Here is a 13,178-nt window from a genome sequence, read left to right as displayed (position 1 = left end):
CCCTATTACGATGTGCGTTTCTTGCAGAAACGCTTAAGGAGGCTGGACATGAAAACAACGATCGAACAAGGCTCCAATATTTTATGGGTGGACTTTCTGGCGAATGCCAAGCGGCTGGCTGATCGGCAAGAACAGCAGCGGCTCGTCTCGAACGCCCGGCGCTCACATATCACCCATCTTGTCGTGGACGCCAAAATTCCGTACGGACATGCGACTTATCCGAGCCAGGTTGCGCCTCATGTCGGCAACTGGTCGGATGGACGCCATGCTGCCTGGGAAGGCCGGGATTATTTGGGCGAGCTGCTGGAAACAGCGCATTCGGCCGGTCTCAAAGTGATCGCCAATGTTAACGTATTCGCGGAAGGAACACGGCGAAGTCGTGATGGCACCGCATACGACAATAAGGACTGGCAGGTCGTTTATGTCCGGCCTGCATCGGGCGATAAGCCGCTTGATTATGTGCCGGCGGAGCGATATACGGAGGACAGTCTGTTTGTGAACCCGATTCATGAGGAAGTGCGAGCGCATCAACTAGCCGTTCTGCGTGAGCTGGCAACAGGCTACGAACTGGACGGCATCACGCTGGATCGTTGCCGTTACCCAGACATTTACGGCGATTTCAGCGAGCTTAGCCGCACGCAGTTCGAGCGGTTTATGGATTGCAAGGTGGAGCGCTGGCCGGACGATATTTTTACCGCAGAAGATGAAGGTGGCGGCCGCATCAAGCATGGAAAGCTGTTCCAAGCGTGGATCGAGTGGCGGGCCAGGAACATTAAAAGCTTTGTCCGGGAAGCGAAAACGCTGGTCAAGTCGCTCAAGCCGGAACTGCTGTTTTGCATCTATGTTGGCTCCTGGTACCCGGTTTACTATCAGGAAGGGGTCAACTGGGCAAGTACGACATACAGACCGCAGCTGGATTGGACTTCGCCGCAGTATCATGAAGCGGGATACGCTGACGAGCTCGATTTTTTGATGACCGGCTGCTATTATCGCGACGTTTATAAACAAGAGGCGGTGGACCGGGGGAACGCGGCGTGGATCAGCGTGCAGGGAGGCATCGAACAAAGCCTTGAAGCGCTGAATGGCCAGATCCCGCTTTTCGCCAGTCTGTTTCTGAACGATTATCAAGATCATCCGGACCAGTTCGCGAAGGCGGTCAGGCTATGCCGCGGGCAATCGCACGGCGTCATGCTGTTCGATGTTTGTTACGTTGAGAAGTACCGTTGGTGGGATCTGCTTCCCACTTTATTGGAATAAGATTCAGAGCTTTCCTGAAGCCCGTATTGCATTGTCGCGGCAAACGGGCTTCTGCCGGCAATCGGAAGGCAAGTTATCTGCTTGCCGGCATCACAACTTGCAGGGAGGTGAGCAGCAGGATTTCGAAAGCGCTACCGCAGCTTTTGCAAACATCGTAATCGCAAATAGCGAAGTGCGGATTTATGCAATGCAGGGGTTCATTGAACATAATGAATTGGAGGGGTAGACGATGAAAAATGTAAAAATGTTAGCGATGATGCTGCTGGCACTCGCCCTGATTTTTACTGCCGCATGCAGTAAATCGAACGGGCCGGCCGGCATGGGGTCGGACAATGAAACTCCGCCTGCCCAGCAAGAGGAACCCGGGAAGGAAAAAGCGGATATTGATATGAACGGCGAGACCATCCGGATACTGCAATGGGCGAGCGAGCCCGATCCGGACACCCAGGAAGGCGAACTTGCGCTTGCGAGGCAGAAGGAAGTGGAGGAGAAATATAACGTCAACATCGAGTGGGTGACGGTCGGCTGGGGAGAGAATGTGACGATGGTGGCCAACGCCGCGTTATCCGGCGAGCCGGTAGCGGAAATTGTCAACTATGTGATCTATCAGGCGATCCCGGCGATCAATCAGGGGCTGCTGCTTCCTGTCGACGATTATTTCGACTTCGATGACCCGAAATGGCCGGCAGGGATTAAAAACGTCGGTTCCTTCGAAGGCAAAATGTACGGATTCAAAAGCCTGATACATTCCGGTTCCGGTATTTATTACAACAAAACTTTATTTGAGCGCGAAGGGTTGAAGGACCCGCATGATCTGATCGCCGAGGACAACTGGACGTGGGAGACGTTCCTCGATATTGCCAAAAAAGCGACAAAGGATACAGACGGTGACGGTGTGACCGATCAATGGGGCTTGGCGAACAATAACACCCGGATCTGGATTTATTCGAATAACGGAAAGCTGATTGACCATCGCGACGGCAAGTATGTATTCGCCTATGACGATCCGAATACGATAGAGGCGCTCCATTTCATGAGCGATCTGTTCAACGTGCATAAAGTCGTGGTGCCGCTAAAGAACAGTCCGGACGATTATGCCGATTCCCAGACATTGTTCTCCAGCGGCAAAGTGGCTATGGTCACCGGCGAGCTTTGGGAAGGGGCGACCCGGAAACAGATGACCGACGAGCAAGGCTTCGTTCCTTTCCCGAAAGGACCGAAAGCAACAGAGTTTTCCAATACAATCGAGAACTTTGAAATGTGGTATATGCCGGCCAACGTCAAGCGTCCGAAAGAAGTGGCAACGATTTGGCAAGAGCTTCAACTGTGGGACCGTACAGACAAGATAAAGCGGGAAGGCAGCGAACTGCAAAATCTCGCGAGCGAAAAAGATATTCAGGTGATGATGGAAATTTCCGATTATGTGCTGCCGTTGTTCCTGCCATTAGGAGGGGCGCTGGGCGATATCGGACGGTCCGTGGCCAGCACGGGTGAGGCGCCGGAGTCCGCGATAGAAAGAAACAAGCAGCTTGCCCAAGACTCGATCGATGCGAATCTGAATGCGAAATAGGCGATCCGCCTATTGATGGAAGGCTGTTACATTGGGATCGGGGAGGGTCCGATATTCGGATATCCCCCTGATCAACCATTAGACCAGGAATGAGGGGTTCGCGTGAATAAGCTTTCCAAGAAAAAGACGATCATCCTAACCATCTTCTCCGCTCTGATTCTTGTATTGACGTACGCCTCTTTAGCACCTGCAAGCGGGACAAACGGCCTTGCTCCTATTTTGGAACCCGGCAAAGGACCGAAAGCACATTTTGCGGATCATCCGACGGGAACGCAAACTTTAAACCGATACGAACAATACGTGGCGAGGCATGCCGAAGAAAAAAGGCCGGCAGCAGGCCAGATCATCAGGGCGGAGGCCTATTCAGGAACAGAAGGAATGCAGGCGAGCCGAATCGAATCGTTCTCCGGCGCATCGGGACCGGTTGTGTTGACCGAAGAGGCGGGCACGATTTATTGGGACATCGACATCGAGGAATCGGGGTTGTATCATCTCGGTATTCGTTATTACCCGGTGGAAGGCAACAGTTCTCCGATTGAACGGGAGCTGCTTATTGACGGCGAAACGCCGTTTGAGGAGGCGAGCCGGCTTGTGTTTTCCCGCGTCTGGGGCAATCGTTTGCCGGAAATCGAGCGTGACTCCAGGGACAACGATCTTCGTCCCGGGCAGGTTGAACATCCGCAATGGCAAGAGACGGTGGTGAGAGATGCTGAAGGTTATTATAAAGAGGCCTTCTCTTTCTATCTTTCTGCAGGCAAGCACACCATCGGGCTTGTTTCTCTCAGGGAGCCGATGATTATAGATTATTTGCAGCTGTATCAGGAAGAACAGGTAGCTCCTTATTCCGATGTGGCGCAGGCATACGAGCAAGCGGGTTATGAGCCGACCATCGGACAGTTTGTGAAAATTCAGGGCGAGAATGCCGTACTGAAATCGAACCCTTCGCTATATCCTCTCAACGACCGGACCAGTCCGGCAACCGAACCGTATCACGTATCCAAGATCAGAATGAATACGATCGGCGGTGTGAACTGGAAAATACCCGGTCAGTGGATCACGTGGGAAGTCGATATTCCCGAAGACGGACTGTATGAATTCGGGCTGCGCTATAAGCAAAATGCGTCCAGAGGCATCAACGTAGTGCGCAAGCTCTATATTAACGATCAGGTGCCGTTTAAAGAAGCGGAAGCGATCCCGTTCCCATACGCCGGCGGCTGGCAAGTGGGGTTGCCCGGCGAGGACGGCAAGCCGTACCTGTTTTACTTGCCGAAAGGCACGCACCAAATCAAGCTGGAACTAACGATGGGCGAGCTGTCCGACGTCATCCGCACGGTGAGAAGGAGCATTCAGGAACTGAACATGCTCTATTTGCAAATCGTCATGCTGACCGGCACCGTGCCCGATCCTTTCCGTGATTACCAGTTGGAAAGCAAAATTCCCGGACTGGAGCAAATTTTTGCCGAGCAAAGCGAAGTGCTGAACCAGGCTGCGGATTGGATGGATGAGATGGTCGGAGGGGCGAGCGGAAGCACGACGATTCTGCGCACGACGGCGTACCAGTTGCAAGATATCGGTTCGCGTCCGGAGACGATTACATCCCGTCTGAAGCAATTCAAGGACAATGTGAGCTCGCTCGGCACTTGGCTATTGACGGTGAACCAGCAACCGCTGGAAATCGATTATTTGTTTTTTAAATCGCCCGATGTGGATACGCCTCCGGCGGAAAGCGGATGGTTCGGGAGGATGAAGCATGAGGTGTTGTCTTTCTTGGGATCATTCTCGGAAGATTACAGCAGCGGCGGCTCCGGCCAGGGCGGAGAGGATGAGATTACGGTCTGGGTCGCTTCAGGTCGGGATCAGGCTCAGCTGCTGCGCTCGATGATCGACAATATGTTTACGCTCGAGAGCGGAATCCATGTCAACCTGCAGCTTGTGAATGGAAGCGTCATCTTGCCGGCGACGCTCGCGGGCAAAGGTCCCGACGTGGCGATCTCGATGGGGGATGTCATCAATTTCGCAATGCGGGGCGCGCTGCAGGATTTGACGGAATTCGAAGATTTTGAACAGGTGAGTAGCAGGTTTATGGACAGTGCGTTCGTCGGCTTTATGTATCAGGACGGCGTATTCGCGATTCCGGAAACGCAATCATTCCCGATGCTGTTCTATCGCAAGGATATTCTGGATGAGCTCGAGCTTCCGGTGCCCGATACGTGGGAAGACATGTACAAGGTCATTCCGGAGCTGCAAAAGCATAATATGGAGCTTGCGATGCCGCATACGATTGTATTTGAAACGATGTTGTATCAAAACGGAGGCCAGTATTATCAGGGGGACGGCATCGCCGCCGCACTCGATTCCGACGTAGGCACCGAAACATTCGGCAAGTGGACGGAATTGTATACGAATTACAAGCTGCCTCTGGAATTCGACTTTATCAACCGGTTCCGAACCGGGGAAATGCCAATTGGCATCGCCGATTATTCCACCTATAATTTCCTGACGGTGTTCGCGCCGGAAATCCGGGGCCAGTGGAATTTCGCTCCGCTTCCCGGTGTTCGGGAGGCTGACGGCACCGTTCGGCGGGATACGCTAAGTACGGCTGGCGGTACGGTGATGTTTAAGAAGGCGAACAATAAACAATCGGCCTGGGAATTTATTCGCTGGTGGACGGACGCGGAAGCCCAGGTCACCTTCGGCCGGGAGATGGAGGCGATTCTTGGCGAATCCGCCAGGTACGCTGCGGCGAATTTGCAGGCGTTGGAACGGCTGCCCTGGTCGGCAAGAGAATTGAACGAACTGATGAATCAGTTCGAATGGGTGCGGGGAAGACCGGCCGTTCCCGGAGATTACTCGCTGAACCGTCATTTGAACAATGCGTTCTATGAAGTGTACAACGACGGCAGCGAACCGCGCGAAACGCTGGAAAACTACGTGCGCACGATCAATCAGGAAATTACGATAAAGCGCGAGGAGTTCGGCTTGCCGACACTAAAGGAATAGGGGGACTAAAGCGGATGCTGTGGAATAAAATCAAACAGAACAAGGCGCTGTATGCCATGATCGCCCCGTATTTTATCGTTTTTTTCACATTTACGGTCCTCCCGGTTGTTCTGTCTCTGCTTGTCAGCCTGACGAATTTCAATATGCTCCAGTTCCCCGAGTGGGTCGGATGGCGCAATTATGCGCAGTTGTTTGTGCGCGACGACGTCTTTCTGATCGCCTTGAAAAACACGCTCTTGTTCGCGATGATCACCGGTCCTGTCAGCTATATCGCCTGCTTCGTGCTCGCCTGGATCATCAATGAGCTGCCGCCCAAGGTGCGGGCGTTCGCGACACTCGTCTTCTACGCTCCTTCGCTGTCGGGCAGTGCGTTTATCGTCTGGACGCTATTGTTCAGCAATGATTCGTACGGTTATGTGAACGCCTTTCTGCTAAAGTGGAGCCTGATCCTGGAGCCGATCCTGTGGCTGAAGGACCCGAAATACATCATGACGATTATTATCATCGTGCAGCTATGGCTAAGTCTCGGCACAAGTTTCCTTGCTTTTATCGCAGGACTGCAAAGTATGGATAAAACTTTGTTTGAAGCCGGCGCTATCGACGGTATCCGCAATCGCTGGCAGGAATTATGGTATATTACGCTGCCGTCAATGAGACCGATGCTGATGTTCGGCGCGGTCATTCAGATTACGGCGTCCTTCGCGGTGGCCGAGGTTGCGGTTGCGCTGGCCGGGTTTCCGAGTGTGCAGTACGCGGGGAATACGGTCGTCACCCATCTGATGGACTATGGGTCGATTCGTTTTGAGATGGGATACGCCTCGGCGATTGCGACGGTGCTTTTTGCGATGATGCTCGGTTCGAACCTCGTCGTGCGGAAGCTGCTAACGAAGGTTGGTGAGTAGTTGAGATGAAATGGCTGTACCGCAGAAAGAAAAGGAGCCGCTCCTTGTTTGGCGACCTGATACTGTTTTTGTTGCTGGCGATCGTCGGCTATTTTATGGCGTTGCCGCTCATATTCGTCATCAACAATGCTTTTAAGCCAATCAATGAAATTTTGAAATTTCCACCCGATTTTTTTGTGCACAACCCGACGCTGAGTAATTTTACGGATTTGTATTATTTGCTTTCCGGGTCGTGGGTTCCGTTTACCCGCTATATATTTAACACGTTTTTTATTGCGATCGTCGGCACCGCGGGACACGTTATTATCGCCTCGATGGCCGCGTATCCGCTGGCCAAGCGCAAGTTTCCCGGCGCTGGCGTCTTGTTCACCGTGGTCGTCCTGTCGCTGATGTTCTCGGCAACGGTAACCCAAATTACAAACTACATGACGATGTCCTGGCTCGGAATGCTGGATACGCACTGGGCGGTCATTATACCGGCGATCGGCTCCTCTTTGGGCCTGTACTTGATGAAGCAGTTTATGGAGCAGGTACCCGACGCATTGCTGGAAGCGGCACAGATCGACGGTTGCAGCGAATTTCGCATTTATTGGAACATCGTGATGCCGATTGTGAAGCCCGCCTGGCTGACGCTGATTATTTTTTCGTTTCAAGGCTTGTGGGGCGCCGGCGGGGCAGCAGGATCCATGTATATTTATAGCGAGCAGTTGAAGACGATTGATTATGCATTCAATCAAATTTTGGCGGGCGGTATTATACGGACGGGCCCATCGATGGCCGCTACCTTGCTCTTGCTTTCAGTACCGATCTCCATCTTTATCTTATCGCAGAGCAGCGTCATCCAGACCATGTCAACCTCCGGCATGAAAGACTGATCGGAAAGGGGAGGCTAATGTGAATCGATTGCGAAAATATATGCTGCTTTTTCCGCTTCTGTTGATGTTGGCAGGTACGGCCGTCCCGGTATTCGCTGCGCCATACGAAGGTTACAATTATTCCTGGTGGGGAGAGGCCGGGCCGGCCCCCGCGCCGTATTTGCCGGTACGCCAAATTGACGGCGAGCAGCTAAGCATCGGCGCGTTCAAGACGCCGGAGGACTTTACCATATCGGAGAACGGCGATGTTTATATACTGGATACGGGGAACAACCGGATCGTATGCCTCGACGGCGACTGGAATGTCGTCAGGATTATCGACTCATTCGTCAACCGGGGGAGGCCGGACGGCTTCTCGGATCCCCAGGGCATCTTTATTCATCGAAACGGCCACCTGTATGTTGCGGATACCGGGCATAAGCGTGTCGTCGAGTTGACGCCTGAAGGCCACTTGGTCAGGGAGATCGGCGCGCCGGAAGCGGATGTTCTAAGCGAAGGGTTCAATTATCAGCCGTCCAAACTCGTCGTTGATTCGGCCGACCGGTTGTATGTCGTCGGCAAAGGTGTGTTCGAAGGCATTATGCAATTTGATTCCGGCGGCAAATTTACCGGGTTTATGGGTGTGAACCGGGTTTCGTTCAATCTGGTCGATCTGTTCTGGAAACGGATCATGACGAAGGAACAACGTTCGAAAATGATTTTGTTCATCCCGGTAGACTTCACCAATGTCGACATTGACAAAGAAGGCTTCATCTTCGCGACGAGCAGCGATTCGTATCGAGACGATCCCGTCAAGCGGCTGAATCCTTCGGGAATCGATGTGCTGCAGCGTGCCGGCTACTTTCACCCGAAGGGCGATATTTCGTTTACATCCAGCGGGACGAGGCCGGGAACCTCAACGATCGTCGATGTCGCCATCGATCGCAACGGGATCTATAACATTCTGGACAGCAGGCGCGGGCGGGTGTTTACTTATGACCGCGAAGGCAAGCTGATGTATATTTTCGGCCAGCTTGGCGAACAGGTCGGAAATTTCAAGACGCCTGTGGCGCTCGATATGATGGGCGATCAGGTTGTTGTGCTGGATAAAGGATTCAACCATCTCGTCATCTTCGAGCCGACCAGATACGGTCAAGCGATTCGGGATGCGGTGATCTATAACGATCTCGGACAGGAAGAGGCGTCTGTCGCCGCCTGGATGGAAGCGCTGACTCTAAACAGCAATCTGGAAATGGCGTATCTGGGCATCGGCAAAGCGGAGTTGCGGCGCGGCAACAACTATGAGGCGATGGAAAATTTCCGGCTCGGTATGCATCGCGCCTATTATTCGCGGGCGTTCGAACGATACCGGAAAGAATTTATGTGGGAGCATTTCGACAAGATCGCGACAGCCGGACTGATCGGTCTGGCCGGGATCATCGTCGCTGTGCGCATGGTCACAAGAAGGAAAACAGCGGAGACGGGCACGATCGGAATGGCTTGGTATACGATATTTCACCCTTTTAAAGGGTTCTGGGAGTTAAAGTACGAGAAGAAGGGCAAAGTTTGGTTTACCCTGCTGATTCTGCTGCTATTATCCTTGTTCTATGTGCTGAAGCGGCAGTATACCGGATTTATTTTTAATCCTCATGCTTCGCAGTCCGTAAATACGTTTGATGAAGTCAAGTTTATCGTCTTGCCCTTCTTCCTGTGGTGTATAGCCAACTGGTCGTTAACGACGCTGATGGACGGTGAGGGCAAGTTCAAAGAGATCGTTGTGGCAACGGGTTACGCCTTGGTGCCGTTAGTGCTCGTGCAGCTTCCGCTGATCGCATTGTCGAATATGATTACGATGCAGGAAGGCACGTTCTACGCCATGCTTGAATCGATCGCGCTCCTCTGGTGCGCCGGTCTCATCTTTGTCGGGATGTTGACTGTGCATCAATACACGGTAACCAAAACGATCGTGACGATGCTGCTCACGATGGTCGTGATCGGGATTTTCGTCTTCCTTGGCTTGCTGTTTTTCAGCTTGCTGCAGCAAATGCTGTCTTTCCTGACGACAGTGTACAAGGAAATCATGTTCAGAATCGGGGAGGGATAAGATGTGAAAGTTTGCAGTCGGCAGCTATCGGCGATCTTATCCATGCTGTTCGTCATTGCCATGCTTGCCGCTTGCGGCAAGGAAGCGGATATCCGTCCGGATTATGCGGCGACAAGCCCCCTATCCGACGCTGTGCAGGTCGAAGAATCGGAATCGGCCAAGACATGGCGATCCGCCAAAGATGCGGAGCCGCAGCTTCCGGGCATGGAACCCGCGATCGAAAGCGACTCCCTGCGGCTATACATGAATCGCAGCACGGCTGAAATGGCCGTCGTCGACAAGTATAGCGGCCAGGTGTGGTATTCCAATCCGCCGGAACCGCAGACGGATCAGTTGTCGCCTTACCTGGCCGGCAAGCTGTTGTCCCAAGTGTCTCTGGTTTACCTGACCCACAACGGACAGACGCAGGAATATGATAGTTATAACGATAGCGTCAAGCATGGGCAATTTGAAATCGAGTATGCGGATACACACGTGACCGTGACGTATCGCTTCGGCGATCCGGAGAAGGGCATCGATTCCTTGCCGGCCAAGCTCAGCAAGCAGCGCTTCGAGGAAAAGCTGTTGCAGCAATTGGAGGACACTGACGATCAGGAGCAGCTTTTGTCGCGGTATCGCTTCAACGAAGCGGAGCAAATTTACGAACGGCGGGAAATTCCGAAGGTGGTGGTGAACAAGATTGTCGCCCTTTTCGAAAAAGCCGGTTATACGGAAGAAGATCTTGCTTACGATCAGGCCGAACACGGACAGGATGGCGGCAGCGGCGGTTCCAAACCGCAATATGCTGTCACGCTGGAGTACAGGCTTGAAGGGGATCAACTGGTCGCTTTCATCGATACAAGGGCGATTGAAGGCGTTTCACCCCATTCTCGCCTGCATTCGATCGGTTTGCTGGATTACTTCGGCGCGGCGGGCGAGCAGGATGAAGGCTATATTTTTCTGCCGGACGGTTCGGGCGCGATTATTGATCTGAACAGCCCCAAGTCGTCCGGGCAGCCCATCATGCTTTCCTTATACGGCGAGGACCAGGCGATCAGCGCAGAGGAGAAATCTACTTATCTTGAAGCGAGCCGGATGCCGGTATTCGGCATGAAGAGACAGGATGCCGCCTTGTTCGCGATCATTGAAGCAGGGGACGGGATCGCGAGGCTTGCCGCCGATGTGGCCGGCCGCCTGTTTCCGTATCATACGGTATCCGCGCAGTTCGTTGTCATGCCTCGGGACAGCATCCAACTGAGCAGAACCGAGGAGATGATCAAGACCCCGGCGCAGATGTATCAGGGACGCCTGCAAGTACGCTATACGTTGCTGAACGGCGATGACGCAGATTATTCCGGGATGGCGGCGTACTACCGCAGCTATCTGACGCAGCGTTACGGGCTGCAGAAGCTGGATGCGGACAGCGATACGCCTTTTTACCTGGAACTGGTCGGAGGCATCATGAAGGAGAAAAATATGCTGGGGTTTCCGTATGAAGCGCTCGTTCCGCTGACGACCGCCGCGCAGACGACACAGTTGATCGATCAGTTAAATGAGCGTCAGGTGGCGAACATTCACGTCAATTTCAAGGGCTGGTTCAGCGGCGGCCTGCTTCACGGCTTCCCGGCGAAAATCCGTCTGGAGCAAAGCGTGGGGAGCCTGGACCAATGGCAGAAAATCGATGAACGATTGCAGCGTAGCGGCGGGGCGCTGTACCCGGATGTCGCATTGGCGAAAGTGTACCGCAGCTCGGGCGGATTCAGCGTATCCAAACAGGCCGCCCAGTATATGTCGCGGAAATACACGAAGATCTATCCGTATAATCTGGCGACTTATCGCAAAGACCATCACCTGCCCTCCTATTACTTGCTGTCTCCGAACGCGCTGGAAGATGTCGTGGGGCGGTTCCTGAAGCAGTATGGGAAGCTGGAACTGGGTGCAGTGTCGCTGCGCGATCTCGGTTCCGATCTGTACTCTGATTTTCGCCGCAATGGCGAAGTGACCCGGGAAGCGGCGAAGCATATCGTTACAGAACAGGTCAAGCGAATCGGGGAGCAAACCGGCAGCGTGATGGTGAGCGGCGGCAATGTTTACTTGCTGCCGTATGTCAAACATATTCTGAATGCGCCGCAGCAAAGCAATGCCTTCCAGCTTGCCAGCGAATCGGTTCCTTTCTATCAGATGGTGCTTCACGGATATGTTGACTACGCTGGGAAGCCGTTTAATGTCGCGGACGATCAAAATTTGCGCACGAATGTGCTGCAAGCGATAGAACAGAGTTCTTCGGTATATTATAGCCTGATCTATGAGAAGCCTTCGATTTTGCAAGATACGCATCATGACGATCTGAACTCGCACTATTATGAGCACTGGCTGGATGAGGCTGCGACCGCTTATGCCGAGGTCAACAATGTGCTGAAAGCCGTGCGCGGACAGCAGATGATCCGTCACCGCAAGCGGGCGGACGGCATATACCGGATGGATTATGAGAACGGCAAGTTCATCATCGTCAATTACGGCGGCAGCGACGCCGTAATTGACGGAATGACGGTCAAAGCCGGTCACTATGCGGTGGGGGGGTGATGGCATGGCACAAAAGAAGCGGACATTGAGCCTGGAACGCAGGAAAGCCAGAATGGGCATGCTGTTTGTCACCCCATGGTTCCTCGGATTTGTCTTGTTGATGGCCATACCGTTCTATCAGTCGATCTTGTTCAGTTTTCATAAATTGAAGGTGGAGGCAACCGGATATTCTTTGGACTTTGTCGGCTGGGCGAATTTTCATCATGTATTTTTTGTCGATGCCTGGTTTATTCGCAATTTGACCGACGCCGTTGCGAATATGGCTTTAAATTTGCCGTTGATCATTTTTTTCAGCCTGTTTACTGCGAGTTTGCTGTCGCAAAAATTCAAGGGAAGGATGTTTGCCAGAGCGATTATTTTTCTGCCGGTCGTTCTGGCCTCCGGGGTGATTGCCAAACTGGATAGCGGCAACATTCTGGCGCAGATGATCGGCTCGGCGAGCCAGGACGTGGAAAGCAATTATTCGGGGCTTCGCAGCCTGGAAATGGCGCCGATTCTTCTCCAGGCTGGAATGAGCATCGAAATTGTCCAATATTTGACCGGCGCCGTCGATCGCATTTATCAAATCGTCAGTTCTTCGGGGGTGCAGATTTTGATCTTTCTCGCCGGTTTGCAATCCATCTCTCCCTCCTTGTATGAAGCAGCCAAGATAGAGGGAGCGACCGGCTACGAAGCATTCTGGAAGATCACGTTCCCGATGATCTCGCCGCTCATTTTGACGAATGTCGTCTATACGATTGTCGATTCCTTCTATAGTAACAGCGTAACGAGCATGATACAGGATGCGGCTTTTACCCGCTTTGATTTTGGCGTCAGTGCGGCGATGTCGTGGATATATTTTCTTGTCATCTCTGTCATTTTGATCCTTTCGACATATGTCATTTCCAAACGGGTATTTTACTATGATTAGGTTCAAGGGGGGGAAGTGT

8 protein-coding genes are annotated in these 13,178 nt (G+C 52.9%); all 8 read left to right on the top strand.

Going from position 1 to position 13,178, the window contains the following annotated elements; translation table 11 throughout:
- The first annotated feature begins 48 nt into the window (after nt 1-48).
- The 8 genes from KJS69_RS18280 to KJS69_RS18245 all read left to right on the top strand — a co-directional run bounded on the left by KJS69_RS18280 (nt 49) and on the right by KJS69_RS18245 (nt 13,159).
- On the top strand, nt 49-1,257 hold the full coding sequence (locus KJS69_RS18280; protein WP_213585228.1) for an alpha amylase family protein: 1,209 nt from the start codon (nt 49-51) through the stop codon (nt 1,255-1,257).
- A 229-nt stretch (nt 1,258-1,486) separates the two neighbouring features.
- A complete protein-coding gene (locus tag KJS69_RS18275; RefSeq protein ID WP_213585227.1) occupies nt 1,487-2,827 on the top strand; it encodes an extracellular solute-binding protein in 1,341 nt (446 codons plus the stop codon).
- A gap of 102 nt (nt 2,828-2,929) precedes the next feature.
- Nucleotides 2,930-5,827 carry an extracellular solute-binding protein gene (locus KJS69_RS18270; RefSeq protein ID WP_213585226.1) on the top strand — a complete coding sequence of 966 codons (2,898 nt, stop codon included), beginning with the start codon at nt 2,930-2,932 and terminating at the stop codon, nt 5,825-5,827.
- 14 nt (nt 5,828-5,841) lie between these two features.
- Complete coding sequence (locus tag KJS69_RS18265) at nt 5,842-6,729, top strand: carbohydrate ABC transporter permease (protein ID WP_249730587.1); 888 nt, start codon at nt 5,842-5,844, stop codon at nt 6,727-6,729.
- 5 nt (nt 6,730-6,734) lie between these two features.
- A complete protein-coding gene (locus tag KJS69_RS18260; protein WP_213585225.1) occupies nt 6,735-7,604 on the top strand; it encodes a carbohydrate ABC transporter permease in 870 nt (289 codons plus the stop codon).
- Between the two features lie 19 nt (nt 7,605-7,623).
- A complete protein-coding gene (locus tag KJS69_RS18255; protein WP_249730586.1) occupies nt 7,624-9,687 on the top strand; it encodes a YIP1 family protein in 2,064 nt (687 codons plus the stop codon).
- Nucleotides 9,688-9,690: 3 nt separating this feature from the next.
- Entirely contained in the window at nt 9,691-12,249 is a 2,559-nt protein-coding gene (locus KJS69_RS18250; protein ID WP_213585224.1) for a DUF5696 domain-containing protein, read from the top strand.
- A 4-nt stretch (nt 12,250-12,253) separates the two neighbouring features.
- The gene (locus tag KJS69_RS18245; RefSeq protein ID WP_249730585.1) at nt 12,254-13,159 is read left to right on the top strand and encodes a carbohydrate ABC transporter permease; all 906 of its coding nucleotides are present in this window, start codon (nt 12,254-12,256) and stop codon (nt 13,157-13,159) included.
- Nucleotides 13,160-13,178 lie beyond the last annotated feature (19 nt).

It is taken from the genome of Paenibacillus sp. J2TS4 (assembly GCF_018403245.1).
Lineage (GTDB): Bacteria > Bacillota > Bacilli > Paenibacillales > NBRC-103111 > Paenibacillus_L.
This window is presented reverse-complemented; position numbering and strand designations above follow the sequence as displayed.